Source organism: Amycolatopsis sp. cmx-11-12 (genome assembly GCF_046269425.1).
In the GTDB taxonomy this organism is placed as follows: domain Bacteria; phylum Actinomycetota; class Actinomycetes; order Mycobacteriales; family Pseudonocardiaceae; genus Amycolatopsis.
In genome coordinates, this window is record NZ_JADNQM010000010.1 from 69,997 (window position 1) to 95,360 (window position 25,364).

The following is a 25,364-nucleotide window of genomic DNA, read 5'->3' on the forward strand; positions in this document are numbered from 1 at the left end:
CGATGAGCAAGTATTCAGGCAAGAAGGCCGTCGTCGCAGGCGGAACGCACGGCATGGGACTCGCTGTCGTCAAGGCACTCCTCGACGGTGGCGCGGAAGTCCTGTTGACCGGCCGCAACGAGAAGAACATCGAAACGGCACGGACCCAACTCGCGTCCCCGGCCGCGCACGTGGTCCGATCCGACGCCACCAGCATGGCCGACATCCACGCGCTCGGTGACCTCGTCGAAGAAAAGCTCGGCCGAATCGACTTCGCCTTCGTCAACATCGGACTCGCCAAGCTCGAACCCTTCGCCCAGGTAACCGAAGCGTCCTACGATCAAAGCTTCGCCACCAACACCAAGGGCGCGTTCTTCACCACCCAGCGGCTGGCTCCTCTCATCCGCGATGGTGGCTCGATCGTCTTCACCACCTCCATCGCCGACGAAGGCGGAACAGACGCCCTGACCGTCTACTCCGGAGCGAAAGCAGCCGTCCGGGCGTTCGCCAAAGGGATCGCCGGCGCGCTGCTGCCCAGGAACATCCGGGTGAACGTGATCAGCCCCGGTTTCATCGATACCCCGACGATGGGCATCACCGGCATGACCGACGACGACCGGGACGCCTTCGTGAAAATGGGAGACATGGCGACCCCGATGCAGCGGCACGGGACCGTCGAGGAAATCGCCGCGGCCGTGCTGTTCCTCGCCTTCGACGCGACCTTCACCACCGGCGCCAGACTGACCGTCGACGGTGGCATCGGCCAAGGCATCCCCGCACCGCAGTAAGAAGGCATCGCACGAACGAGCGCAGCCTCGTCGGGATCGAGGGGCGGCTGGGTTCCGGCCGCCCCTCGAGTCAGCACGTCGTGGCCGAGACCGGGCTGATGCCGGCGCTTCGCCACATCGACGTCGACAGCCACCCGAGCGTGAGGCCGAACAGGATGTGCAACCCGCTGGTGAACAGGGTGTCCGGCAAGGGAGCGGCGAGCGCGAACGCGGCAGGCACCACCACGTAGAGGCCCGACGGCAGCCGTGGGTGGATCTTCGCGCGCAGCAGGGACAGGCCGAAGAGCACCGAACCGAGGGCGAACACGCTCGCGCTCGCGGTGAGGACCAGTGTGGTCGGGCCGCGCAGTAGTTCGGCGACTACCGGGCCATCGAGGTAGAACAGCGCCATGTTCAGCGTGAACGCGGCGCCGCCGAACAGTCCGAGACCGATCAGGTTCACCAGGTACGCGATGGCACCGAACCGGCCGGCGGCCTCGCTGTGACGCGCGTAAAGCGCCACGAGCGTCGGCGTCGCCAAGGCCGGGGCGAGGCCGAGGACGAAGCTGGTGGCCGCGGTCTCCCCCAGCACCGTTTCGACGGCCGCGGGAGCCGCGATGAACAGGCCGGCGACGATGCCGCACGGCGCGCCGAGGCGGATCAACGTGGGCGACAGCATATGAGAACTCCTTTGTGGCACAAGCGTTGGCGTGCAAGGACAGGGGTCGAACGCTACGAAGGACCGCTGCGGCCCGGAAGTGCCGACCGGACCGGGAGTTCGCACCGATCACCGCCGAACGGCACGTGCCGTTCGGCCAAGGTTTCGCGGGCCGGGGCGAATGCCGCCGGATCAGCCGTACTCTCTCCCTACTGGGAGGTGACGGTGTGACGATCGTGCGGAAGGAATCGCCGGTGCCGTGGGTGTCGGCGGTCGTTTACGGGATCGTGCTGCTCGCGGGCCTCTACTACGTCCTCGCCGGGCTCGGCGCGGACGTCCGTCCACTTCGGACAGCAGGGTTCGTCGCGGGCGTCGCGGCGCTGTTCGTGCTGGAACTCGCCGAACGGCGCTGCGGCGAGGGGCGCGGCACCGCCTTGGCGTTCCTGCTCGTCCGGCTCGCGCTGTTCGTCACGGTCGCCGCGCTGGACGACTCGGGGCTGTCCCGGGCGCTGTTCGTGCTGGTGCCGTTCGCGGCCTACCTCGCGTTCGGCCGGACGGTGAGTATCGCGCTCGGCGCGCTGTGCCTGGTGCTGCTCGTCTATTCCTACGCCTTGTGGGTTCCCGGCTGGTACACCAGCGCCAACTACGTCGCCGACGTGCTGATGTTCGTCATCGGCCTGGTTCTCGCCATCGCCATGGCCGGGATCGCGGTCCGCGAGCAGCGGGCCCGCACCCGGCTCGAGGAGTCGTTGCGCGAGGTGACCTCCTACGCCGCCCAGGTCGCGGACCTGTCGGCGGCGGCGGAACGCAACCGTCTCGCCAGGGACATCCACGACAGCCTCGGCCACCACCTCACCGCGATCGCGGTGCAGGTGGAGAAGGCGTCCGCCTTCTGGGACCGCGATCCACGGGCCGCGGACCAGGCGCTGGCCGACGCGCGGTCTTCGGCACGACACGCGCTCGACGACGTCCGCCGGTCGGTCGGGACACTCCGTGACGAGCGGGCGGGACGCACCCTGTCCGCGTCGCTCGCGGAGCTCGTCGACCAAGCCGGGGACGACCGGCTCCGGGTCAGCCTCGTCGTGGACGGCGAGGAGCGCGCTGGGGACAACGCGACGGTGAGCGCGCTTTTCCGTGCTGCGCAAGAAGCCTTGACCAACGCGCGAAGGCACGCACAGGCTGATCGGGTCTCGGTGTCGCTGACGTTCGGCGACACCGAGACCCGGCTGGTCGTCGCCGACGACGGCCGCGGGTTCAGCACCGGAGCGTCCGAGTCCGGAGAAGGGTTCGGGTTGCTCGGCCTGCGCGAGCGCGCGGCGCTCGTCGGCGGGCTCGCGCGGATCGAGAGCAGTCCCGGGGCGGGCACCCGGATCACCGTGACGGTGCCGGCCTGATGAGCGTGCGCGTGCTGGTCGTCGACGACCAGCGGTTGATCCGGGACGGTATCGCCTCGCTGCTGGGCATCCAGCCGGGCATCGAGGTGGTCGGCGTCGCCGCGGATGGGAAAGAAGCCGTCGCCCGCGTCCTCGCGCTCGAACCCGACGTGGTGCTGATGGACGTCCGGATGCCCGGGATGGACGGCGTCGAGGCCGCCGCGATCCTGCGGCACAAGGCGCCCGGCTGCCGAATCGTCATGCTGACCACCTTCGACGACGACGAATACGTCGTGCAGGCGCTGCGCGCCGGTGCCGCCGGATATCTGCTCAAGGACCTCCCCGCCGACGAACTGGCCGACGCCATCCGGCTGGCGCACGCCGGGATCACCCAGCTCGACACCTCGGTGGCACGGCGCCTGGCCGCGGCGGCTCCATCAGCCGAACCCGCGAGACCAGCACCCGCCGAAGTACTGACCAGCAGGGAAACCGCTGTGCTACGGCTCGTCGCGGTCGGCTCGACGAACCGCGAGATCGCGGCACGGCTGTACCTCAGCGAGGGAACGGTGAAGAACCACATTTCCCGCATCCTCGGCCGCCTCGGACTACGGGATCGCACCCAGGCGGCGATCTACGCCCGCGACCACGGACTACTGGCGAACTCCGAGGACTGAGCCCGCCCGCCGAGACGATGACGCCGATGGTGCCGGGGTCGGCCTTGGTGTCCGTCCGGATCCGGTGGTCACAGGGATTGTGTGGATTTTGGGTCATCCAACGCACCAAAATCCACCCAGTGAGGGTTACGGTCCAGCCACTGCCCTGCGGCGGTCGCCATGACCTTCCTGCCCGACCTGCGCGACGCCGCCCCGGCCCCGCGCCGACCACCTGAGACCGAAGGAAGCCCCATGCCCACTTTCATCGACATCTCCGTCGCCCTTCGGGACGGCATCGCCTCCGACCCGCCCGGATCGCGCCCGAAGATCGAGTACCTCGGCCACCGCGACACCGTGGACGGCATGCTCGCCCACTTCCCCGGCGCGGGCCCCGAAGTATTGCCCGACGGCGAGGGCTGGGCGATCGAGCGGATCGAGTTGACCACCCACTGCGGCACGCACATGGACGCGCCGTACCACTACGCGTCCACAATGGACAAAGGACAGCGCGCGATCACCATCGACGAAGTACCACTGGAGTGGTGTTTCCAGCCCGGAGTGAAGCTCGACTTCCGGAAGCTGCCCGACGGCTACGTCGTGACACCCGACGACATCGACCTCGAACTCGAGCGGATCGGGCACACCCTCAGTCCCCTCGAGATCGTCATCGTCAACACCAGTGCCGGGACCCGCTACGGCGAGGACGACTACCTCGCCCGGGGCTGCGGCATGGGCCGGGACGCCACGCTGCACCTGCTCCGCCAAGGCATCCGGGTCACCGGGACGGACGCATGGAGCTGGGACGCGCCGTTCGTCCACACCGCCCGCCGGTTCGCCGAAACCGGGGACGGCTCGATCATCTGGGAAGGGCACAAGGCAGGCCGGGAGATCGGGTACTGCCATCTCGAAAAGCTGCACAACCTGGAAGCGTTGCCCGCCACCGGATTCCGGATCTCCTGCTTCCCCCACAAGATCCACGCCGCCTCCGCCGGCTGGACAAGGGCCGTGGCCATCATCGACGACGTCGAGGAGAACGCATGAAATTCGCCGCCCTGCACGTCGACGGCCGGTACCGGCAAGCGCTCGTGCACGACGACCTGCTGCACCCGCTCCCGCCCGGCACCGATCTGTTCGAACTGCTGGCCGCCCGCCCCGGCGAAGACGAAGTGCTGAGCCGGTGCGCCGCACCCGTCGCGCTCGCCGGGCAACGGCTCCTGCCGCCCGTCCAGGCCGGGTCCATCCGGGATTTCATCACGTTCGAACAGCACGTCGAAGGCTCCTTCAAGGGCAGCCGCGACCCCGCGGTCGTCCCCGAGTGGTACGAGATCCCGACGTTCTACTTCACCAACCCGTACGCGCTGATCGGCCCGGCCGACCCGGTCCCGATGCCGCCCGGCTGCACCGTCTTCGACTTCGAACTCGAAGTCGCCGCGATCATCGGCACCAGCGGTCACAACCTGCGCGTCGAGGACGCCGAAGAGCACATCGCCGGGTACAGCATCTTCAACGACTGGTCGGCACGCGACCTCCAGATGCACGAAATGCGCATCGGCCTCGGACCGGCCAAAGGCAAGGACACCGCCTCCACGCTCGGGCCCTACCTGGTGACCCCGGACGAACTCGAGCCCTACCGCCAGGGCGACCGGTTCGACCTCACGATGTCGGTATCGGTCAACGGAACCCCCATCGGCGAGGATTCGCTGGCCAACTCGGCGTGGTCGTTCCCGGAGATGGTCGCCTACGCCAGCCGCGGCACCGAAGTACGCGCCTCGGACGTCCTCGGCTCCGGAACCTGCGGGAACGGCTGCCTGATCGAACTGTGGGGCCGCAACGGCGGCGAGCGCGTGCCCCCGCCACTGGCGATCGGCGACACCGTGACCATGGAGGTGGCCGGGCTGGGCACCATCGAGAACTCCGTCATCCCCGGCGCTCCCGTGCACCCCGTGCCCCCGGCACACCGCGCCCGTTAGTCGACCGGGCTGCGGCGTTCGAGGAAGACGGTGTCGTGCCAGACGCCGTCGCGTTGGGCGATACGTTCGCGGACGCCGACGGTGCGGTAGCCGGCGGAGTGATGCAGGGCGATACTGGCGCGGTTGTCAGTGAAGATCGAGGTCTGCAAGGTCCACAGCCCGGCAGCGTCAGCCTCGGTGACCTGCTTGAAGAGCAGAGCTTTCCCCACACCGCGCCCGCGGTGGCTTTCGGCGACATAGGTCGAGGTTTCGGCGACGCCTCGATAGCAGTCGCGTGCCGACATCGGGGCGGCGGCGGTCCAGCCGACGACCTCGCCGCCGATCTCGGCTGCCCAGCGGTGGCCGGGCAGCCACTTCGCGTCGAGGTCCTCGCGACTGGGGACTTCGGTGTCGAAGGTGGCGAGGCCGGTGTCGATGCCTTCGCCGTAGATCCGGCGCACGACGGCCCAGTCGTCGTCGCGGAGTGCGCGGAGGGTGACGTCCTCGGGGAGGTCGTCCGGGCAGCACGGTCGCGGCGCGAGCAGGCCCATGACGGCGTCTGCGGCGTGCGGAAGCCCGCTACAGCAAGCCTGGTTGATCGTCACGACCGTGGCAGTGCCCTCTTTGCGCAGGTGCAGGAAGCCGACGTCCGCGAGCTTCCGCACGTGGTGGGAGCAGGTGGACTGGCTGGTCCCGAGGATCTCCGTCAACGCCCCCACGGTCATGCCGCGAGGTGAGGTGGCGACCGCGTGCAGGAGTTTCACCCGCATCGGCTCGGCCAGGCAGGCGAACCACCCGGCATAGGTCGCGGCCTCGGTCTCGGGCAGGAGACCGGCGAGAGGTACGGGCACAACCGTGGTCATACCGCACAGTATCGACCAGAATCGATGGTTGCGTCAATCGATGACCATCGATACAGTCCCTGACATTGCTTCAATCGATCCTGATCGATGAAAGGGTGCGTGGGATATGAGCGAGTTGCCTGTCGTGGTGATCGGCGCGGGTCCGGTGGGGTTGGCGGCGGCCGCCGAGCTGGTGGAGCGGGGTTTCACGCCACTGGTGCTGGAACGTGGTGCGCAAGCGGGCGCGGGTGTGGCGGAGTGGGGTCACGTGCGGTTGTTCTCGTCGTGGTCCGAACTCGTCGCCCCCGCCGCCGGTCGCCTCCTGGAAACGACCGGTTGGACTCGCCCCGACGGGAACGCCTATCCGACCGGCGAGGACTGGGCCGGGCTGTACTTGCGGCCGCTGGCGAAGACACTTGCCCACCGGGTGAGGTTGGGTGCGGAGGTGATCGGCGTTGCGCGCCGGGGCCGTGACCGTGTCGTGGACAGCGGCCGGGACGACGAGCCGTTCACCGTGCATGTTCGCGCCACCGACGGCACGGAGGAACGGATCGCGGCACGTGCGGTGATCGACGCCTCCGGAACCTGGTCGACACCGAATCCCCTTGGCGGGGAAGGACTTCCGGCCACGGGTGAACGAGCAGCGGCGGACCGGATCGCTTACCGGGTCCCGAATCCGGGTGAGGCGAGGTATGCGGGCAAGCACGTGGTGGTCGCGGGCAGCGGGCATTCGGCGCTCACCGCGCTGGTCGCGCTGTCCGGTCTCGCGAATACCCGGATCAGCTGGGTTCTGCGCCGCGGTTCGGTCGGCGACACCTTCGGCGGCGGCGACGCCGACCAGCTCCCCGCCCGTGGCGCTCTCGGCCTGCGCGCCCAGGCCGCGGTCGACTCCGGGCTGATCACGGTGGTGACCGGGTTCCGCACCGAGGCGGTCGAACGCGACGACAACGGACTGCTGACCCTGATCTCCTCCGCCGGACAACGACTTGACCAGGTCGACGAAGTCGTGACGCTGTCCGGATTCCGCCCCGACCTGACCTGGCTTTCGGAGATCCGGCTGGAGCTGGACCCGACGCTTCAGGCACCGGTCGCTCTCGCTCCGCTGATTGATCCGAACGTGCACTCGTGCGGAACCGTGTACCCGCACGGCGCCAAGGAACTCGCTCACCCGGAGAAGGACTTCTACCTCGCCGGGATGAAAAGCTACGGCCGGGCACCGACCTTCCTCGCCATGACCGGCTACGAACAGGTCCGCAGCATCGCCGCCGAACTCGCCGGAGACCATGATTCGGCGGCACGCGTTGAACTCAGGATGGCCGAAACCGGGGTCTGCGGTGGCGCGGGCATATTCGACGAGCCGGACGACACCCCGGCCGCCGGTGGATGCTGCGCGGTCCCGCCGCCGACGACCACTACCCACGCCGTCTCGCTCACTTGATTCGCCGCCTGATGCTGGATCCCGCACTCCTGGCTGGTGCTGGGGCATCCGTCCGGCCACGACACCTGGTGTTCGCGCTCAATACCCTTGGGGCGACGGGACTCGCCTTCCTGTCGCGGAAAGCCTGGCGTCGCGGTGATTCGGATCTCCAGCCCGTCAGTTTGGTGTCGGGTTCACCCGATTCGCTGTCAAGAACTCGTCAACGTCCTCGCAGCGAAGAAAAGCAGAGCCCCACGCTGACGGCGTGACCACAACACTCACCCGCCCCGAGAGCGACACCGACCGCTCCGAACGGCACCGTCTTTCCGTCGTCGGCGGGCTCGCCGCGCTGTCCTTGGACGCGATGGCGTCGGTCGCCTACGGGCCTGAAGCAATCGTGATCGTGCTGGCCGTCGCGGGCGGCGCCGGGCTGGGCTTCACCTTGCCCGTCACGATCGCGATCGCCGTGCTGCTGGGTGTTTTGACGCTGTCCTACCGCCAGGTCATCGCCGCGTTCCCCGACGGCGGCGGGGCCTACGGCGTCAGCCGGACCTACCTCGGGCGCCGGGCCTCACTGGTGGCCGCGGCGTCGTTGATCATCGACTACGTCCTCAACGTCGCGGTCTCGGTGGCGGCGGGGGTGGCCGCGCTGACGTCGGCGTTTCCCGGCTTGCTGCCGTACACGCTGTGGGTGTGCCTCGGCGTCCTGGCGTTGGTCACGGTGGTGAACCTGCGAGGCATCGCGGAAAGCGCTCGCGTGTTCATCGTGCCCACCGTGATCTACGTCGGCGCGATCCTGACGGTGATCGTCGCCGGCCTGCTCCGTTCGGGCCCGGCGGCGGAGATCGCCGCGCCGGAGCACGCACAGAACCTCCAGATGGTCGGGATTCTGCTGCTGCTCAAGGCTTTCGCGAACGGGTGTGCCGCGCTGACCGGCGTCGAGGCGATCGCGAACGCGGTGCCGTCGTTCCGCAGGCCGCGGGTGCGCCGCGCCCAGCACGCGGAAATCGCCCTTGGCGGCTTGCTCGGCGTGATGCTGATCGGAATCGCCGTGCTGATCGGGAAATTCGCCATCCACCCGGTGGACGGCGTCACCGTGCTCTCCCAGGTGACCACCGCGGCGCTGGGCGACGGCTTCGGTTTCTATCTCGTGCAGTTCTCGACCGTGGTGCTGCTGGCCTTGGCCGCGAACACCTCCTTCGGCGGGCTGCCGGTACTCGCGCAGTTGCTCGCGAAACACAACAAACTCCCCCACGTGTTCGCCCTGCGCGCGGAACGCCAGGTGTACCGCTACGGCGTCGGCTTCCTCGCCGTCACCGCCGCCCTGCTGCTCCTCATCACCGACGGCGACATGAACACGCTGGTCCCGCTCTTCGCCATCGGGGTCTTCGTCGGGTTCACGCTCTCCCAGTTCGGGATGGTCCGGCACTGGCGGCGGCATCGCCCGGCAGGCTGGCGGGGCAAGGCCACGCTCAACGGCTTCGGCGCGCTGCTCACCGGCGTCGCCGCGATCGTGGTGACGACGACGAAGTTCGGCGAGGGCGGCTGGCTGATCGTCCTCGCGCTCCCACTTCTGGTCGCGGCCATGGAATGGGTGGAACGCAGCTACCGCAGGATCGGCGACCGGCTCGAACTCGGCATGACCCCGGCACCTCCCCGGCCGAACCGGTCGATCGTGATCGTCCCCGTGCACACGGTGTCCCGCCTGACCCGCGACGCCCTCGCCGCCGCACTCTCCCTCGGCGACCAGGTCGAAGCCGTCCACGTCATCCACCCTGAGGACGAGCAGTCGGCGCGGGATTTCGTGACGGCCTGGGAGAAGTGGCATCCCGACGTGACGCTGGTGCAGCTCTACGACGAACGGCGACGCCTCGGCGAACCACTACTCGATCACCTTCGCGCCGCCGGCGACCGGCACGTCTTCGTCCTGATCGCCGAAGTCGAACCGGCACACTGGTGGGAGCGGATCCTGCAGAACCAGCGCGGCGCCGTACTCGCCCGCGTGCTCCGGCGCCGCTCGGACGCCGTCGTCTGCCGGATGCGTTTCCGGCTGGAGGCGCGCTGAGCGACCTCCCTGATCGGCCAGTTACCCCTGCCCGGAAGGAATCCGTAAAACCGGACCCCCGTCTCTTGCCCCTCGGGCATGGACAGGTTTGGCTGGATCCATGGGCAAAGGTGACGTTCGCGGGTACGCGTGGGGCGTGCGCCACGACGACCGTCCACCTCATCCGATGCCGGTCGGCGATACCTCCGATTCCGGCGATTCCCCGGCCGGCCGTTGACATTCGGCCCCTGGCGCGATCGAACGCGCCCTTGAATCCTTTATGGACGGACAATGAACGAAGGCCCCACAGTCCTGCTCACCGGGACCTCCGAAGGTATCGGCTTCGAAACCGCCCGGCTGCTGGCGAACCTCGGCTGCACCGTGATCGCCCACGCGCGAACCCGGGAGGAAAGCGACGAATCCGTTGCCAGGCTGGTGAACTCCGGCGTCGACGCACGACGGCTCCGCCCGGCCGTCGCCGACTTCACCGACCTTCGCCAGGTCATCGATCTCGCCGTCGACGTCGCCGAGTCCTATCCCCGGCTCGATGTCCTGGTCAACAACGCCGGGACCGCCGGTGCGCACGGGCGTGTGCTCACCAAGGACGGTCACGAGCAGACCATCCAGGTCAACTACCTCGCCCCGTACCTGCTGACCCGGCTGCTCGAGGACGCGCTCGACCGCTCCGAGGTGAGCCGCGTGGTGAACGTGTCCTCCTCACTGCACCGCGGCGGGCGGATCAACTGGAACGACCTGAACTGGAAGCGCCGCTACAACCGCGGTGCCGCCTACGCCCAGTCGAAACTCGCCCTCACCATGATGACCACCGCGCTGACCGAATTCCGGCCGAAGGTCAGGGAAGCCGTCAGCGTGCACCCCGGCATCATCGCCACCGGAATGCTCCCCGGCTACAGCTACCGCGGCCGCCCCGTCGCCGAAGGAGCCGAACCGGTCGCCCGGCTCGCCGACCCCGGATCCAAGGTCCTCAACAGCGGCTACTACGACGGTCGGCTACCTGCCAAGGCGGCGACCGCCGCCGTCGATCCCGAGGACGTCCGGAAGCTGTGGTCGCTCAGTGAACGCCTGACGCTCTTCGACAAGCGACGACTCTGAAGGTGATGCCCGGGCAAGGCTGGGGAGATCAAACCCCGAGCCGACTGTAGAGGCGGCTGGCGAGGGTCGCGGCCAGCTGGTTGAGCTCCGAGGTGGGGTCGAGCTGGGCGTATTGGCCGAGCAACTCGGCCACCACATGTGCCTCGGTCTCCGACAGCAGCGCGACGCAGCGCTCCCGCCGGCCCTGGCCGACCATACGTTCGAGAGCGCGGGCGTACTCCTGGTGGTCGCGCACTCCGCCGAGGTCGAACGGATCCTGCCGCGCGATCGAGTCGCTCATTCCCCTCGTCACCCTTCCGAGTGTCCTTGGCCGCGTGCCCCTCGCCGCTGACCTGCGGTTCCGGGCTTCCGAAGGAGCTTCCCTCCGGAACCCGAGCAAATCTATGATGGCGGGGGTAGACATTCAAGCTTGGGTGTGTGTAGTGTTCTTCTCGTACCGAGAGAGACAACGTCAAGCAGGCGCGGGAGATGACGGAACTACCCGCGAGGTGAGACAAGACGGCCAGGCAGGACGAAGCCAATCAGTGAACAGGTTTCGACTGGTGGCCGATGAAGTACCGGGATCGAGAAGTGAAGACGCGAACAGCAAGGCCGATCCCGGCGAAGCAGAGCAGTGCAGTAAGCGCAGTACGCAGTTGCAAGTCAGTACGCAGTTTGTAGTTCAGTAAGTAGTTGTAAGTCAGTAAGTAGTTGTAAGTCAGAACGCAGTACGCAGTTGTAAGTCAGTAAGTAGTTGCAAGTTCGTTAGTGCAGGACCGGTCAGGTGGCCGGAGCCGATCACGGTCAGGGCTCCGGGCAGTGACCAGCGGCGTTTCGCGTGCTGGGGCCGATCAGTGAAAGGGTCCCAGCCGGTGACGGTCGCAGCGATGAAAGTGATGCAAGGTAAGGAAACACAGGAAAGAAGGGAAAGGGCGCATCATTGGATCGCCCGCCGCGGCTGGGTAGTAGCGCCGCGCGGGTACCGCAGTCCCATCAGATTGGTAGGTGGTTCTCGGTTACGAATGAGCGATCTCCGCGTTGTTCGCCTCTCGGACGGACACAGCGGATACACGAAGTCGGCCTCACGGCCGGTTGACAATGGTGAAACCCAACCCCAGGGACCCCGGATGCCTCGAGGCATCCGGGGTCCCTCGTGATGTGGAGGTGGAATGATTCCTGACCAACGCCATACCCCCGCTCCCGACCCGAGTGGAGCGGACAAGTTCGACGACGACCACTACCCCGCCTACACCATGGGCAGGGCCGCGGACATGCTCGGCGCGACGCAGGGCTTCCTGCGCAGCCTCGACGAAGCCGGTTTCCTGCAACCGCAGCGCTCGGCCGGCGGTCATCGCCGCTACTCCCGCCACCAGCTCCGCCTCGCCGCGCGCGTACGAGAACTGGTCGACAACGGCACCGGCCTCGACGCCGCCTGCCGCATCGTCACCCTCGAAGACCAGCTCCACGACGCCCAGCGCGAGAACCACGAACTCCGCTCCGCCGACTGAACCGCCGGGTGTGCCGCAAGCGTCTCGCGGCACACCTCGCACCAGTCGTCAAACGAGCCTGCGATAGCGCGGGGTGTCGTGTTCGATGCGGCCGCCGTTGCTCTCACCGCGTGCTTTTCGGTCAAGGGCGACTATTCCCCGGCCGCGTTCTGGCCCGGTCACCGCGCCACCCTGGACCGGGACGGAGCTTGTCCATTTAGGACTACCCGTGACGACGAACGTGGTCTGCCTCGCCAGCGAGACCGCGTGATCGGCGAAGCGTTCGTAGTACCGGCTCAGCAAGGCGGCGTCGACCGCTTTCGCGGTGCCGTAGGTCCAGTCCTGGTAGTCGATCACCGTGAAGAGCGTGCGGTGCAGGTCGTCCATGTCGTCGTCGACACTGATCAGCGTGCGTGCCAGTACGGCGTCCCGGCTCTCGATCGCCTGCCCGGCCATCACCGCCAGCCATACGGCGATCCGGCTCATTTCGACGAACCGCGGCATCAGCACCTGCGGCACCACCCGGTCCGGTTGCCTGCGCTGGACGGCTTCGGCGACATGGACCGCGAGGCGGCCCATCCGATCGAGGTCGCCGACAGCGTGGATCGCCGACAGCACGACCCGAAGGTCGGTCGCGACCGGGGACTGCAACGCCAGGATCGCGTGCGCGTGCCCTTCGGCCTCGGCCTTGACCCGTTCCAAGGCGGCACCCTCGGCGATGACCTCGGCCGCCAGTTCACCATCGGCCTCGAACAGGGCCGTGCCTGCCCGGTCCATCATGTCCGCGACCACCCGCGAAGTCCGCAGCAAGCGGGCGACGAGCCGGTCGAGTTGGTCGTGGTAGGAGGTGCGCATGCACCCGATCTTTACGCGCGGGGAATTGATTCCCCGCGCCGTGCGACCGTTTTTCACGGGAACAGAACGCGGATCACCCCGATGACGACCTCTCGTTAACGCGTGACGTCAGCCGACGTGGATCCCGGGGCGGAGCGCCGGATCACGTTCGCTGGTGCGGATGATCTCGCGGACGACGGGGGCGGTGTCACCGCGGCCGAGGATCAGGTAGCGGAACAGGTGCCCGAGCGGATTTCCCTCGCTCCACTCGAAATGACATTGCGGCCGCACCCCGGTGGCGTCACGCAACGCGAGCAGGACAGCCGCGATCGCGTTCGGCGCGGCCGGGCTTTCCACGCGCAGGACACGGAAACCGTCGATCTCGACCCCGCGGACCTTCAGCACGTCGCTGAACCCGGACGGGTCGATCACGTCGATTTCGAGGAACAGGACGTCGGCGGCGCCCGGTACCGGGTTCATGCCGCGCTGCTCGGCTTCCTTCGCCCGGTATTCGTCGGCGTCGCCCGCCTGGCGCCGGTTCGCGATGATGGTCAGCGCGCCGTCGTGAGCGATCGAATCGGTGACGAACCGGCGCGCGGGCTCGTCGAACTCGATGTGCTCCACCCGCAGTTCCGTGGTGCGGCTGACCCGCGAGATCAGCGACACGACGATGATCCCGAGGATGAAGAACGCGGAGATCGTCAGGCCGTCCGGCTTCTCGATGACGTTCTCCACCAGCGCGTAGATCAGGATCAGCGTCAGCACGGCGAAGGCGATCGCGGCTTTCCGCTGACGGCGGCGGACAGCGGAGATGGCCACGGCGACCGACGCGGAGACCATCATCGCGAGGATCCCGGTGGCGTACGCGCCGGCCTGGGCGTTGACGTCGGCGTTGAAGATGATCGTGACGAGGACGCAGATCGCCGTGTAGACCAGGACGACCGGGCGCACGGCGCGGGCCCAGTCCGGGGCCATCCCGTAAGCGGGCAGATAGCGCGGAACGATGTTGATCAGCCCCGCCATCGCCGAGGCGCCCGCGAACCACAGGATCAGGATGCTGCTGATGTCGTAGGCGGTGCCGACCCAGTCACCCATCAATTCATGCGCCAGGTACGCCAGCGCGCGGCCGTTCGCCTCGCCGCCCGGTTTGAACTGTTCGGCCGGGATCAGGATCGTGGTGACGAAACTGGTCGCGACCAGGTACACCGACATGATCAGCGCGGCCGCGGTGAGCAGCTTGCGGGTGTTCCGGATCCGGTTCGCCAGTTTCTGCTCGGCGTTCTCGCCCTTCGCCGCCACCAGCGGCATCATGCTCACACCGGTCTCGAATCCGGACAAACCGAGCACCAGCAACGGGAACGCCAGGATCGCCGGGCCGATGACACCGCCGAAGCCGCCGCCTCCGGACGTCAGCGCGTCCAGCCAGCGGTCGAGCGCGGCGGGCTCGGTGAAGACCTCGCCGACCCCGGCGACCACGACCACCGCGTTCAGGATCAGGAAGATCGCCACCAGCGGGATCGCGACCCCGACGGCCTCGCTGAACCCGAGCAGGAACACCCCGCCCAGGATCAACAGCAGGATCACCGTGATCAGCACCTCGTGCCCGTGCAGGAACGACGGCGCGATCGGGTTCTCCAGCGCGTGCACGGTGGCGTCGGCCGAAGACAGGGTGATGGTGATGATCCACGACGTCGCGACGAACCCGAGCAGCACCAGGACGAAGATCTTGCCGCGCCAGAACGGCAGGAGGTTCTCAAGCATCGCGACCGAACCCTGGCCGTGCGGGCTTTCCTTCGCCACCCGCCGGTACATGGGCAGCATGCCGAGCAGGGTCAGCGCGACGATCAGCAACGTCGCCAGCGGCGACAGCGCGCCCGCGGCCAGCGCGGCGATACCGGGCAGATAGGACAGCGTGGAGAAGTAGTCCACGCCGGTCAGGCACATGACCTTCCACCACGACTGCGGGGTGGCGTGCTCCTCATGGCTTTCCGGCCCGACAGGCTGGACGCGGTGCTCCATCAGCCAGCGGCCGAACTTGCCTGACGGTCCCGTTTGCCGGTCCGGGCTGTCGACCCGTTCCGGAACAGCGGACTCCGGTACTTCGGTCATGCCGTGCCTCTCCCCGACGATGTTCTGCGCGCACAGCATGCCCGACCCGTCCGGCGAGGCCAATCCGGCACACCGACACCGTGGTGAAGCCGCGGTGACACCGGCCACCCGCACTGTCCTCTCGAACGTGGCGACAGCCGCCACGGTGTTCGAAGGGAGGGACATGACCGGCGCTCCATCACGATCGGCGATCTCGGTGACCGGGCTCCGCAAGTCGTTCGGCGACCAGGTGGTGCTCGACGGCATCGATCTGGAAGTCGCCGAGGGAACGACGTTCTCACTGCTGGGCCCGAACGGGGCAGGCAAGACCACCGCGGTGCGGATCCTGTCCACGTTGATCGGGTCCGACGGCGGCCAGGCACGGATCGCCGGGCACGACCTGGCCAAGGAGCCCGGCGCGGTCCGCCGCGCGATCGGGGTCACCGGCCAGTTCTCGGCCGTCGACGATCTGCTCACCGGCGAAGAGAACGTCACCCTCATGGCCGACCTGCACCACCTCGGCCGAGCCGAGGGCAAGAAACGGGTCTCGGAACTGCTCGACCGCTTCGACCTCGTCGAGGCCGCGGGTCGGCTGGCTTCCACCTATTCCGGCGGGATGCGGCGCAGGCTGGATCTGGCGATGACCTTGGTCGGCGCCCCTCGGGTGATCTTCCTCGACGAGCCGACCACCGGGCTGGATCCGCGCAGCCGCCGCACGATGTGGCAGACCATCCGGGGTCTGGTCGCCGACGGTGTCACGATCTTCCTGACCACGCAGTACCTGGAGGAGGCCGACGAACTGGCCGACCGGATCGCCGTCCTCGACCACGGCAAGCTGGTCGCGGAGGGAACTCCGGAGGAGCTCAAACGCGGCATCCCCGGCGGGCATGTGCGCCTCCGGTTCAGCGCGGTGGCGAGTCTCGACGCGGCGGTGCGCTCCTTCGGCGGCGGAACCCGCGACGACGAGGCCCTCACGCTCCAGGTACCCGGCGACGGCGGTGTCCCGGCGTTACGGGCTCTGCTGAGCAGGCTGGAGCAGGCGGGGATCGAGGTCGAGGAGCTGTCCGTGCACACGCCGGACCTCGACGACGTCTTCTTCGCCTTGACCGGCCACCCCACCAGCACGAAGGAGACGGCACGATGACCGACGCGGTGATCATGCTGCGGCGCAACGCCAAGCACACCCTGCGCAACCCCAGCACGATGATCATGACCATCGGGCTTCCGGTGATCCTCCTGCTGCTGTTCGTCGGCGTGTTCGGCGGCGCGCTGAACGCCGGACTCGGCGCCGCTCCGCGCGGCGGCTACATCGACTACCTGGTGGCCGGGATCCTCCTGATGACCGTGGGCTACGGGTCCACCACCACGGCCATGGCCGTCAACCGGGACATGACCGAAGGCATCATCAACCGGTTCCGCACGATGGGGATCTCCCGCGCGGCCGTCCTGACCGGACACGTGGTCGGTTCGTCCACGCGAACGATGATCAGCGCGGGCCTGGTCATCGGTGTCGCGCTGGTGCTGGGCTTCCGTCCCACCGGCGATCCTGTCCGGTGGCTGGCCATCATCGGCCTGCTGGCACTGCTCGTCCTCGCGCTCACCTGGATCGCTGTCGCGGTCGGCCTGCTCGCCAAGACGGCGGAGGGCACGAGTCCCTTCGTCTTCGTCGTCCAGTTGCTGCCGTTCCTCAGCAGCGCGTTCGTCTCGCCGGACTCGATGTCCGCGCCGGTGCGCTGGTTCGCCACTCACGAACCCTTCACACCGATCATCGACACGTTGCGCGGACTGCTTCTGGACACAGCCGTCGGGAACAGCGGGATCATCGCCGTCGCCTGGTGCGTCGGCCTCGCGCTGGCCGGCTACCTGTGGGCGCGGGCGTTGTTCAGGCGGGATCCGAGCCGGTGAGCTGATCCCTCGAGCCCAGCGCCGCGGCGACCGCCGCCCGGAGGCCGTCGTGATCGAGGCCGGCGTACGACGACACCGCGTCGTCGTACGCCCGGCTGTCGGCCTCCTTGGCGATGTTCGTGATCCGCGCCGGGGCCATGGTCGGCTGGAATTCGCGCAGCAGGCCGAACCGTTCGGCCAAGGCGATCATCCGCACTCCGTCCGCGGTGGCACCGCGGTCGAGGTCCGCCACCGCCAGCGCCACCAGGAGCGAGCCGCACACCGGGAACTCCGCCACGGCCGCCGTGCTGACCATGGAGGCCAGAATTCCCGGCAACGGGGCGATGATCTCCTGGACCTGATCGAGCCGTCCATGACGCGCATGGGTGACGACGGCGACGGCTTCGACCTCGTACGGCCACAGCCCGGACAGGTCACCGCCGGAGTTCTTCAGTCGTTCGGCGGCCTGCCGCCACAAGCGCAGGCCACCCTCGATGTCACCCCGGCCGAGCAGGATCTCCGCGCGGGCGCAGAGTTCGAACAGCACCGGGCCCGAGTCGTCCGCGAGACCGCGCACGGCTTCCTCGAGCCCTAGTTCCGCCTCGTCGAACGCGCCGCGCTGCAGATTGGCCAGCACCAGTGCCCACCGTCCTCTGGCCGCGATCGACCACCCGAGCCGCTCGGCGAGCACCAACGCGGCGTTCAGGTGGTGGAACGCCGGCTCGCCGGGATCGATCTGCAGGCACAGCTCGCCGACCCGGCCATGGGCCACCGCCGAAAGGATCGGTGTCCCGCCGTCCTCGGCGCGCGTGAGCATGTTCCTGGCCGCCCGCAACGCGTTGTCCAGATCATTGCCGTTCTCCCAGAAGTAACTGAGCACGTAGTCGGCGATGGCGGCGGGCAACGGTTCGTCGCTTGTGGACAGCTCAAGCAGTGCGGGGACGTCCGGCTCGCGCAACGCGAGATGGGCGGCACGGATCACGGTGTCCGGCGGAGCGGTCGGCAGGCGTCGCAACGTGACCAGTGCGCGCAGCGGGCTCAGTCCCGGCATGACGGACGCGATCATCGCGCCCAGCACCGCCGCCGTCCGGACGGCCTCGACGAGGGCGGGTTCGGGCCGGGCGTGGGACAACACCCACGCGGTGTCCCTGGCCAGCGGCGCCAGGCGGGTGAAGTTCGATTCGCTGACCCACAGACCGCCCAGCAGGGCCGTGGTCACCGCGACGGCCGCGCCGTCCTCCCGGTCGAGCCCGTACCGCAGGACCTGGAGAAGGTTGTCCTGCTCGGCGCGGACCGCGTCGACAGCGAGGGAGCCGGCGAGGAAGTCTTCTTGCCCCCACCGTGCTCCGAAGTCGACGGCCCACCCGAGGAAGCGATCGACGACGTCGTCCGTCATGCCTGCCGCTTCCCTGCGTCCCGCGCTGAACTCGCGCACGGTCTCCAGCATCCGGAAGCGCGTGCCTCCCTCGCTTTCGGTCACTTTCACCAAGGACTGCTCGGCCAGGTGCTCCAGCACGGCGTCTTCGCCGAGCAGGTGACGCGCCGCGGCCGCGGTGAAACCGCCGGGGAACACCGAAAGCGCGCGCATCGCGTCTTGCCCGGCGGGGTCCAGGAGGTGCCAGCTCCAGTCGATGACGGCGTGCAGCGTGCGGTGCCGCTCAGGTGCGTCCCGCGTACCGCCTCGGAGCAAGGCGAACCGGTCGTCGAGGCGACCGGCGATCTCGGCGACCGACATCACCCGCGTCCGTGCCGCGGCCAGCTCGACGGCGAGCGGCAACCCGTCCAGGTGACGGCACAGTTCTCGGACCGCTTCCGCCGGGAGGTCGACGTCCGGCCGGATCGCCCGCGCGCGTTGGCCGAACAGCTCCACCATCGTCGGCAGGTCGAGCTCGGGCAGCGGGTACACCGATTCCGAAGACAGCCCGAGCGGAGCACGGCTGGTGGCGAGCACCCGCGGATCCTTGCTCAGGGACACCAGGGTTTGCGCCAGTTCGGCGGCTCCACCGACGACGTGCTCGCAGTTGTCGAGCACCAGCAAGGCCGGTCCGGGGCCGAGGGCCTCGACGATCCCCGCGAAGACGTCCGTCCGGACGGCGAGCCTGCCCGTCGGACCGGGGCCCGCCTCCCGCACGCCGAGAGCGGACGCGACCTCCCCGGCCACATCGTTGTCAGCGGTGACACCGGCCAGGCCGACGAAGTGCACGACTCGCTGTTCCGCCTCACGACCGACCGCGTGCGCGAGGCGCGTCTTGCCCAGCCCGCCGGCGCCGACGATCGAGGTCACCCGCGACATCCGGACCAGATCGGTCACCGCGGCGATGTCCTTGTCCCGGCCGAGCAAGGCATTGGGCTCCTGCCGCACCCCGTCCCGGACCGCGGGGGCGTCGCTGCGCAGCAGTTCGCGGTAAACGTCCCGCACAGCGTGTCCTGGGTCGCTGCCCAGTTCGTCACGTAGCGCCCGCCGATAGGCCTCATACCGGGCCAGTGCGGCGGCCGACCCGATCGTGGAAGCCTCGCAGCGCAGCAATTCCACGAGGATTTCCTCGTCCCGCGGGTGCTCGAGCGCCAGAAGTCCGAGCGTCTCGACAGCCTCGGCCGACCGGCCGACCCGAGACAGCGCCAACGCTCGGGCGCGCACCAGCGAGCGATACGCCGGCACCCGCGCCGCTCGCAACGCGGACACCGGATCGTCCAGCGTGTTCGCCCACTCTTCGGCCCCCGCACACAACGCGAGGCCTTCTTCGGCACGTATGAGGGCCGACCGGTGGTCGCCCACGCGAGCACACTTCTCGGTCGCGGACACGCTCAGCAACACGGCGGAGGCGTCGACCTGACTCTCCCCCAACGCGAGCCGATAACCCGTCGGCGTGCTGAGAATGACGTCAGCGCCGAGCCGTGCGCGCAGACGGGACACTACGAGCTGTAGCGCTTTCGTGGGGTGCGCGGGCCGCTCGACCGGCCACAACGCGTCCACCAGCCTGCCCGTGCCGCAGCCCGCACGGAGTTCGCCTGCCAAGAGCGCCAGCAAACCGCGGGGCCTGGAACCGGCGATCTCCTCGTCGCGGTAGGCCACCCGCGACAACAGCGCCAGCTCGATGGTCACCTGCGTCAGAGTAGCCCGGACCGGCCCATCGGGTTCATGGTCATGCCTTCTTGCTGATGGACTCCTGATACAGGTCCGCGTAGGTGCGCGAGTCCCCGATCAGGTCGTCACAAAAGGCAGCGACGTCGTCGCCGATGAGCTCCAGCACTCCTTTGCCCGCGGCGACACCCTCCTCGAAGAAATCGACGATCCCCGGGAGCAGAGGCCCGTCGGTCAAGTCGATCGGTCCCACCTTGAAGAGGTACTTCTGAATCTCCTTGTAGACGATCCGGTAATCCGGCGGGAGCGCCTTGACCCGCGCCACGTGCGCCCGCCACTGCTTCTTGCCCTCGATGATGTCTTGGATACCCACGTCAACCTCCCAGCTGATTCAATTTCCTGGCGACATTCCTGTTCAATTGCCGTCGCCAGCGATCGCGATAGCCCCGAGCCTGTTCTCCGCCGGCCAACGCCGCACAGAAGCCCTCGACGTCATCACCCAGAACTTCGTGAATCCCCTGCCCGTCGGCCGCTGTTTCCTCGAGCAGTCCCAGCGCACCGTCGAGGATCGGCATCAGGTTGCGACCGGTGAAGTCCGAATAGGGGGAAAGATGACCCTTGATCTCTTCCCACGCAGGCCGATAGTCGGCAGGCAATGCCTCGGCCCTGACTTCGAACGCCTTCCATTCCCTGGTGAGATCGCTACCTGTAATGGTCTCCCAGAAGTTCATTTCCCGCCCTCCTTGAGCTTGTCGATCCGTGAAGTGATGTACTCCCATTTCGCCCAGAACGTCGCGAGCTCCTTACGTCCCGCGTCGTTGAGTGCGTAAAATTTGCGTGGCGGCCCTTGCCCCGACGGTCGTTTCGCCACCTGGACGAGTCCGTTCTTCTCCAGTCGCAGCAGGATGGTGTAAACCGTTCCCTCGACGACGTCGCCGAAACCGAGTTCGTTCAGGCGACGCGTGATGGCATACCCGTAGGTCTCCTCGCCACCGATGATTTCCAGCACGCAGCCCTCGAGCGTGCCCTTCAGCATCTCCGTCAGGTCGTCCATCGTGGCCCTCTTCGCTCTACTGGTACTCGGTGGTACCGAGTACCAGTACAACGTATCACTAGGTAGTGGTTCCGGTCTAGTCACGGTGCGCCACGAGCGCGAAGGTAACGTGTACCTGACGATCAGGGGGGAGGCTGCATCGTGACTCGACGACTACCACCTGGCGATCGCCCCGGAGTCAAAGGCTCCCTCGGACCGGTCAGCCTCGTGCTCGGTTTACTCGGCTGGATACTCCCCTATGGCGAAGTGGTATCGGTACTCGCCTTGGCAGGCGGAGCGGTTTCGATACTGACCGACCGGCAATATCGCTTGGACGGGCTTGTCATCGCCGGCGTCTGCATTGCCTCATTCCAGTTGTTCTTCGCGCTGGTTCTTTTCACCATGGACCTGGCAGGCCACTGAGCAAACGGGCCACGGAAGGCCACCGTTCCCAATGCCTCATCGGAGACGCTCAGCGACACCAATGCGACATTGGGGACACCGTCACCGGCCAGTCTGATCGGGCTTCGGTTGGAGTTCTTGCAATGCGGACAGTTCGGCTGGTGCCGGACCGGGGTGCACGACGCCCAGCCGCTGGGTGGTTCTGGTCATGGCGACGTACAGGTCGTTGTGGCCATGTGGTGCGGCGCGGAGGATTTCGGCCGGGTCGGCGATCAGGACCGAGTCGAACTCCAGGCCTTTGGCCTGAGCAGGGGTGAGCAGGACCACCTTGCCGGTCAGGTCCGGTGCCGTCTTGAGGGACAACGCGGCGGCCAGGGGCTCGATGAGGGCACTCGGGGCGATGATCCCGAGTTGGCCGTCGGTGTGTGCCGCGGCGAGGTCGGCGATGGTGGAGATCAGGCCGGCGCGGGTGGTGCCGAGACGCCAGGGCGGTACACCGGTCGAGCGGACCGACCGGGTCGGAGGCGTTCCGGGATGGTAGGCGGCGAGCAGGTCCGCGGTGGCGGCCATGATTTCCGCGGGTGTGCGGTAGTTGACCGTGAGCCGGGCGAGTCGCCACCGATCCCGCACATGTGGTCGCAGTACGCGGTCCCACGAGGAGGTTCCTGCCGGGTTCCCGGTCTGGGCGAGGTCCCCCACGATGGTCATCGATCTGGTGGGGCACCGGCGCATCAGCATTCGCCAGTCCATTTCGGACAGTTCCTGTGCCTCGTCGGCGACCACGTGCCCGAACGTGGCATGGCCGCCGCCCTGGTCGATCAGGGCGGCGGCCTCGTCCAGCAACGGGACATCGGCGGCGCTCCAACCCTCAGCCCGCTCGCCGAGAAGGTCCGATACCACGCGTTCCGGGGTCAGCGGCGGCCACAGTCTGTCGAGTGCGGCCTGGACGCCGGTGTCCGCGAGTATCGAGTTCCGCAGACCGGTCCGGTCCCTCTCGTCCAGCATCGTCTTCGGCCCGGCGTCGTGGTCGATCACGACACCCGCGGCGGCGAGCGCGCGCAGGTCGGCTTCGCTGAGCCGGCCGTCCGGGCTGCCGCCGTCGAGCGCCTCACCGGTGTCGGTGAGCACGATCGCCTCCATGTCCTCGATCAGGCGCCGCGCGAGCACCTCCACGATCTCCCGCTGAAAGACCAGCCTGGCCTCGTTGTGCGGAAGTCCCGTGTGCTTGGCCTTGTGCATGGCGCGGCCGCACTCGCGCGGGTCGAGCCGCAGCACCTGCTGCTCGAACTCGAAGTCGACCGCGTAGTCCGGTGTCCGTACCCGGGACCGTATCGCCGCGGCCAGCCGTTCGGCCATGACCGCCTCGCCCTTGAGTTCGACGGTTCCTGGTGGGTCAACCCGGCTGATCTCGACGTCCGGTCTCAGGTCGGCGATGGTCGTGGTCACCACGCTGTTCTCGCCGAGACCTGGCAGTACTTGGCCGATGTAGTCGAGAAAGACGCGGCTGGGGCCTACCACCAGGACGCCGCGGGTGCGCAGATGCGGACGGGTGTAGAGCAGGTATGCGACCCGGTGCAACGCGACCGCCGTCTTTCCCGTGCCGGGACCGCCCTGCACCACCAGCACCCCGTCGGTCTCGTGCCGGATGATCCGATCCTGCTCGGCCTGAAGGGTGGTCACGATGTCGCGCATGCGCCCGGTCCGCTCCACGGTCACCGCCGCCAGCAACGACGCCTCGCCGACCAGACCATCGTCGCCGGCACCGTCCGGGGTCAGCAGCTCGTCGTTCAGCGCGACGACGGCTCGGCCTCGCGTCGTGATGCGCCGCCGTCGCCGCACGCCGTCCGGAGCGGTCGCCGTCGCGGTATAGAACGCACGGGCCACCGGGACGCGCCAGTCCACCAACAACGGTTCGCCACCCTCATCCCGGAACAGACCGAGCCTGCCGACATAGACGCGTCTGCCGTCGTGCATGTCCAGCCGCCCGAAGCACAACCCTTGCTCCACCGCGTCCAGTCGCGCGACCTCCGCCCGCCAGACAGCCGCCGCCTCTCGACCCCCGGCCGCCGTAAGCCGCTCGGCCGCTTCCTCGCGCAGAGCGTCCAGCCGGGCGTACAGGGCCGCCACGTATTCCTGCTCCAGGTCGATCTCGCTACCGGTCAAAGCCACCCGTCCTCCAGGTCGACGATCAGCGCCATCGAGCGTGCACGGCGAAATCCGGGAAGAACAGTCTTGTTCTTTCCCGCCACCTCAGCCGCTCAGCGAGTCCGGACGGACGCCTCGATGGGCTCCTGGCAGGAGAAGGGCCCGGCCGCGGCGACGAGGTAGCCAACCGACTGAGCCATCCGGCCAGTGTCCTGAGTCCGTGTCGTGAGTACGTGGGCAAGCACGGTGACCCGTTCGCCGTATCTCACTAGTGTCGCGTGATCCTGCTTGTTTGACGTTGGGTTTCGTTCCTCAGACGGAGATCTCGCGTGATCAGACGGCGGTTACGCGTGATTGGGCGGAGATCTCCCGAGATCTCCGCCCAATCACGCGAGATCTCCGTCCAATCACGGGTAAGACCCGCAGGATCACACGACTCTAATGCCCGCAAGGGCCGAATGGGGACGAATAGCCGCCTGACCTACAAGATCTCGACTTTCCTTCAGAACAGGCAAGGAGGCCTTCACGGCCAGGTGAACACCGGCACTCGGTGGCCGATCAAGAGGCCGGGCGGTCAGGCCACCCGGCTGATGAGCTGGTACTGGTAGCCGAACAGGACGGCCTGGGTTCGGTTCGGCAGGCCCAGTTTGGTCAGGATGTGATAGGTGTGCGAGCGCACCGTGGTCTGGGAGATCACGAACCGCTCGGCGATCTGTGCGTTGGAATGCCCGAGTCCGAGCTGGATCAGCACTTCACGTTCCCGTTCGGTGAGGACCTGGTCGGCGCGGGAGAAGCGGGTCGGGTCGGCGGGGAGCTGACCGGCCAGCCAGTCGAGCAGGCCGTTGGTGATCCGCGGGGAGAGGAACGCGCGGCCTTCGGCCAGGCTGCGCACCGCGGGCACGAGTTCTTCGTGCACGGCCTGGTCGCTGACGAAGCCCCGGATGCCTCCGCTGATGGCGTCGAGCACAGCGTGTTCGAACAGCGCGCCCGTGACCACGACGACGGGGTACGTCGCCGCGACCGAGTTGACCGCCGACGCCGATCTGAGGTGTTTCAATACTTTCGGCCCGGCCTGGACGATGGCGACGTCGGCGCCGGACGGCCGGCCCTTCAGGAGTACATCCGAGATGTCCCCGGGTTCATCGACGATCCGGATATCGGCGGCGCCCAACAGGATGTTGCGCAGTCCGGCCAACGCCAGTGGCTGCGCCGCGCACACTTGTACATGAATCACAATGATCTCTCCCGACTGTGGCTCACTCATCCGCACCCGAGCAGGCAAAACCCACGATCACCGCAACACCGTCATGGTGGACCGGCCGATGATCACACGACATTATTCGCGGGTCTGTTCCCCTCATTGGGACCGGGAGGAATCCCCCTGGACACACTGGTGTGGCACACGAAAGTCAACCGAGGGCTTGAATGGTTTCAGCCCACGGCGACGTGGATTGTGTGCGGCGACGCGTAAGGCTCATGTCCTTGCGACCTAAGCATGTTGTCCACCAGCAGGACATCGATCACGTCCCGGTCGGCTGTTTCCCCGCTGCCCGAGCAGGTATCGAAGGGCTGCCCGCCTATCCCGAACGGGTGCGCGAGGCGAGACATCCAGTTTGCCGCGGAATCGGCCATGAT

At 67.8% G+C, this 25,364-nt stretch carries 23 protein-coding genes; 12 read left to right on the forward strand and 11 right to left on the reverse strand.

Annotation, left to right across the window (positions count from 1 at the left end; translation table 11 throughout):
* The first annotated feature begins 2 nt into the window (after nucleotides 1–2).
* On the forward strand, nucleotides 3–767 hold the full coding sequence (locus ACLARN_RS16145) for an SDR family oxidoreductase (RefSeq protein ID WP_409492212.1): 765 nt from the start codon (nucleotides 3–5) through the stop codon (nucleotides 765–767).
* Between the two features lie 70 nt (nucleotides 768–837).
* On the opposite strand, the gene ACLARN_RS16150 is transcribed toward ACLARN_RS16145, so the two are convergent.
* Nucleotides 838–1,425: a hypothetical protein gene (locus ACLARN_RS16150; protein ID WP_409492213.1), complete on the reverse strand. Its 588-nt coding sequence runs from the start codon at nucleotides 1,423–1,425 to the stop codon at nucleotides 838–840.
* A 206-nt stretch (nucleotides 1,426–1,631) separates the two neighbouring features.
* Here ACLARN_RS16150 and ACLARN_RS16155 point away from each other — a divergent pair, with 206 nt between their 5' ends.
* The 4 genes from ACLARN_RS16155 to ACLARN_RS16170 all read left to right on the forward strand — a co-directional run bounded on the left by ACLARN_RS16155 (nucleotide 1,632) and on the right by ACLARN_RS16170 (nucleotide 5,400).
* Nucleotides 1,632–2,798, forward strand: a complete 1,167-nt coding sequence (locus ACLARN_RS16155) for a sensor histidine kinase (RefSeq protein ID WP_409492214.1) — start codon at nucleotides 1,632–1,634, stop codon at nucleotides 2,796–2,798.
* Nucleotides 2,798–3,451 carry a response regulator gene (locus ACLARN_RS16160; RefSeq protein WP_409492215.1) on the forward strand — a complete coding sequence of 218 codons (654 nt, stop codon included), beginning with the start codon at nucleotides 2,798–2,800 and terminating at the stop codon, nucleotides 3,449–3,451. Before ACLARN_RS16155 ends, ACLARN_RS16160 begins: the two co-directional genes overlap by 1 nt.
* A gap of 231 nt (nucleotides 3,452–3,682) precedes the next feature.
* A complete protein-coding gene (locus tag ACLARN_RS16165) occupies nucleotides 3,683–4,471 on the forward strand; it encodes a cyclase family protein (RefSeq protein WP_409492216.1) in 789 nt (262 codons plus the stop codon).
* Nucleotides 4,468–5,400 (forward strand): fumarylacetoacetate hydrolase family protein, encoded by a 933-nt coding sequence (locus ACLARN_RS16170; RefSeq protein WP_409492217.1) that lies wholly within the window; start codon nucleotides 4,468–4,470, stop codon nucleotides 5,398–5,400. The genes ACLARN_RS16165 and ACLARN_RS16170 overlap by 4 nt, the downstream gene beginning before the upstream one ends.
* Here the strand turns inward: ACLARN_RS16170 and ACLARN_RS16175 are convergent.
* Nucleotides 5,397–6,242, reverse strand: a complete 846-nt coding sequence (locus ACLARN_RS16175; protein WP_409492218.1) for a helix-turn-helix domain-containing GNAT family N-acetyltransferase — start codon at nucleotides 6,240–6,242, stop codon at nucleotides 5,397–5,399. The genes ACLARN_RS16170 and ACLARN_RS16175 overlap by 4 nt on opposite strands.
* Before the next feature lie 106 nt (nucleotides 6,243–6,348).
* Between ACLARN_RS16175 and ACLARN_RS16180 the strand changes: the two genes are divergently transcribed.
* The 3 genes from ACLARN_RS16180 to ACLARN_RS16190 all read left to right on the forward strand — a co-directional run bounded on the left by ACLARN_RS16180 (nucleotide 6,349) and on the right by ACLARN_RS16190 (nucleotide 10,795).
* A complete protein-coding gene (locus ACLARN_RS16180) occupies nucleotides 6,349–7,659 on the forward strand; it encodes an NAD(P)-binding domain-containing protein (protein ID WP_409492219.1) in 1,311 nt (436 codons plus the stop codon).
* 244 nt (nucleotides 7,660–7,903) lie between these two features.
* Nucleotides 7,904–9,703 (forward strand): APC family permease, encoded by a 1,800-nt coding sequence (locus ACLARN_RS16185; protein WP_409492220.1) that lies wholly within the window; start codon nucleotides 7,904–7,906, stop codon nucleotides 9,701–9,703.
* Between the two features lie 270 nt (nucleotides 9,704–9,973).
* Nucleotides 9,974–10,795: an SDR family NAD(P)-dependent oxidoreductase gene (locus ACLARN_RS16190; protein WP_409492221.1), complete on the forward strand. Its 822-nt coding sequence runs from the start codon at nucleotides 9,974–9,976 to the stop codon at nucleotides 10,793–10,795.
* A gap of 28 nt (nucleotides 10,796–10,823) precedes the next feature.
* On the opposite strand, the gene ACLARN_RS16195 is transcribed toward ACLARN_RS16190, so the two are convergent.
* Entirely contained in the window at nucleotides 10,824–11,075 is a 252-nt protein-coding gene (locus ACLARN_RS16195) for a hypothetical protein (RefSeq protein ID WP_409492222.1), read from the reverse strand.
* Nucleotides 11,076–11,943: 868 nt separating this feature from the next.
* On the opposite strand from ACLARN_RS16195, the gene ACLARN_RS16200 reads away from it, so the two are divergent.
* Complete coding sequence (locus tag ACLARN_RS16200; RefSeq protein WP_409492223.1) at nucleotides 11,944–12,282, forward strand: MerR family transcriptional regulator; 339 nt, start codon at nucleotides 11,944–11,946, stop codon at nucleotides 12,280–12,282.
* A 48-nt stretch (nucleotides 12,283–12,330) separates the two neighbouring features.
* Here the strand turns inward: ACLARN_RS16200 and phoU are convergent, their stop codons facing one another.
* Together phoU and ACLARN_RS16210 are read right to left on the reverse strand one after the other, a co-directional pair.
* On the reverse strand, nucleotides 12,331–13,116 hold the full coding sequence (gene phoU / locus ACLARN_RS16205) for a phosphate signaling complex protein PhoU (RefSeq protein ID WP_409492224.1): 786 nt from the start codon (nucleotides 13,114–13,116) through the stop codon (nucleotides 12,331–12,333).
* 108 nt (nucleotides 13,117–13,224) lie between these two features.
* Nucleotides 13,225–15,204 carry an amino acid transporter gene (locus ACLARN_RS16210; protein WP_409492403.1) on the reverse strand — a complete coding sequence of 660 codons (1,980 nt, stop codon included), beginning with the start codon at nucleotides 15,202–15,204 and terminating at the stop codon, nucleotides 13,225–13,227.
* Nucleotides 15,205–15,367: 163 nt separating this feature from the next.
* Here ACLARN_RS16210 and ACLARN_RS16215 point away from each other — a divergent pair, with 163 nt between their 5' ends.
* Together ACLARN_RS16215 and ACLARN_RS16220 are read left to right on the forward strand one after the other, a co-directional pair.
* The gene (locus ACLARN_RS16215; RefSeq protein WP_409492225.1) at nucleotides 15,368–16,327 is read left to right on the forward strand and encodes an ATP-binding cassette domain-containing protein; all 960 of its coding nucleotides are present in this window, start codon (nucleotides 15,368–15,370) and stop codon (nucleotides 16,325–16,327) included.
* Nucleotides 16,324–17,088 carry an ABC transporter permease gene (locus ACLARN_RS16220; protein WP_409492226.1) on the forward strand — a complete coding sequence of 255 codons (765 nt, stop codon included), beginning with the start codon at nucleotides 16,324–16,326 and terminating at the stop codon, nucleotides 17,086–17,088. Before ACLARN_RS16215 ends, ACLARN_RS16220 begins: the two co-directional genes overlap by 4 nt.
* Here ACLARN_RS16220 and ACLARN_RS16225 read toward each other — a convergent pair.
* From ACLARN_RS16225 to ACLARN_RS16240, 4 genes are read right to left on the reverse strand one after another with little or no spacing between them, the layout of a single operon-like run.
* Entirely contained in the window at nucleotides 17,066–20,170 is a 3,105-nt protein-coding gene (locus ACLARN_RS16225; protein ID WP_409492227.1) for an ATP-binding protein, read from the reverse strand. The genes ACLARN_RS16220 and ACLARN_RS16225 overlap by 23 nt on opposite strands.
* 40 nt (nucleotides 20,171–20,210) lie before the next feature.
* Nucleotides 20,211–20,522 (reverse strand): DUF1048 domain-containing protein, encoded by a 312-nt coding sequence (locus ACLARN_RS16230; protein WP_409492228.1) that lies wholly within the window; start codon nucleotides 20,520–20,522, stop codon nucleotides 20,211–20,213.
* Between the two features lies 1 nt (nucleotide 20,523).
* A complete protein-coding gene (locus ACLARN_RS16235) occupies nucleotides 20,524–20,880 on the reverse strand; it encodes a DUF1048 domain-containing protein (RefSeq protein ID WP_409492229.1) in 357 nt (118 codons plus the stop codon).
* Nucleotides 20,877–21,203: a PadR family transcriptional regulator gene (locus ACLARN_RS16240; RefSeq protein ID WP_409492230.1), complete on the reverse strand. Its 327-nt coding sequence runs from the start codon at nucleotides 21,201–21,203 to the stop codon at nucleotides 20,877–20,879. The genes ACLARN_RS16235 and ACLARN_RS16240 overlap by 4 nt, the downstream gene beginning before the upstream one ends.
* Nucleotides 21,204–21,344: 141 nt before the next feature.
* Here ACLARN_RS16240 and ACLARN_RS16245 point away from each other — a divergent pair, with 141 nt between their 5' ends.
* On the forward strand, nucleotides 21,345–21,605 hold the full coding sequence (locus ACLARN_RS16245; RefSeq protein WP_409492231.1) for a hypothetical protein: 261 nt from the start codon (nucleotides 21,345–21,347) through the stop codon (nucleotides 21,603–21,605).
* 81 nt (nucleotides 21,606–21,686) lie between these two features.
* Here the strand turns inward: ACLARN_RS16245 and ACLARN_RS16250 are convergent, their stop codons facing one another.
* Both ACLARN_RS16250 and ACLARN_RS16255 read right to left on the reverse strand, forming a co-directional pair.
* Nucleotides 21,687–23,747, reverse strand: a complete 2,061-nt coding sequence (locus ACLARN_RS16250) for a HelD family protein (RefSeq protein ID WP_409492404.1) — start codon at nucleotides 23,745–23,747, stop codon at nucleotides 21,687–21,689.
* Between the two features lie 556 nt (nucleotides 23,748–24,303).
* Complete coding sequence (locus ACLARN_RS16255; RefSeq protein WP_409492232.1) at nucleotides 24,304–24,963, reverse strand: DNA-binding response regulator; 660 nt, start codon at nucleotides 24,961–24,963, stop codon at nucleotides 24,304–24,306.
* Between the last annotated feature and the right edge of the window lie 401 nt (nucleotides 24,964–25,364).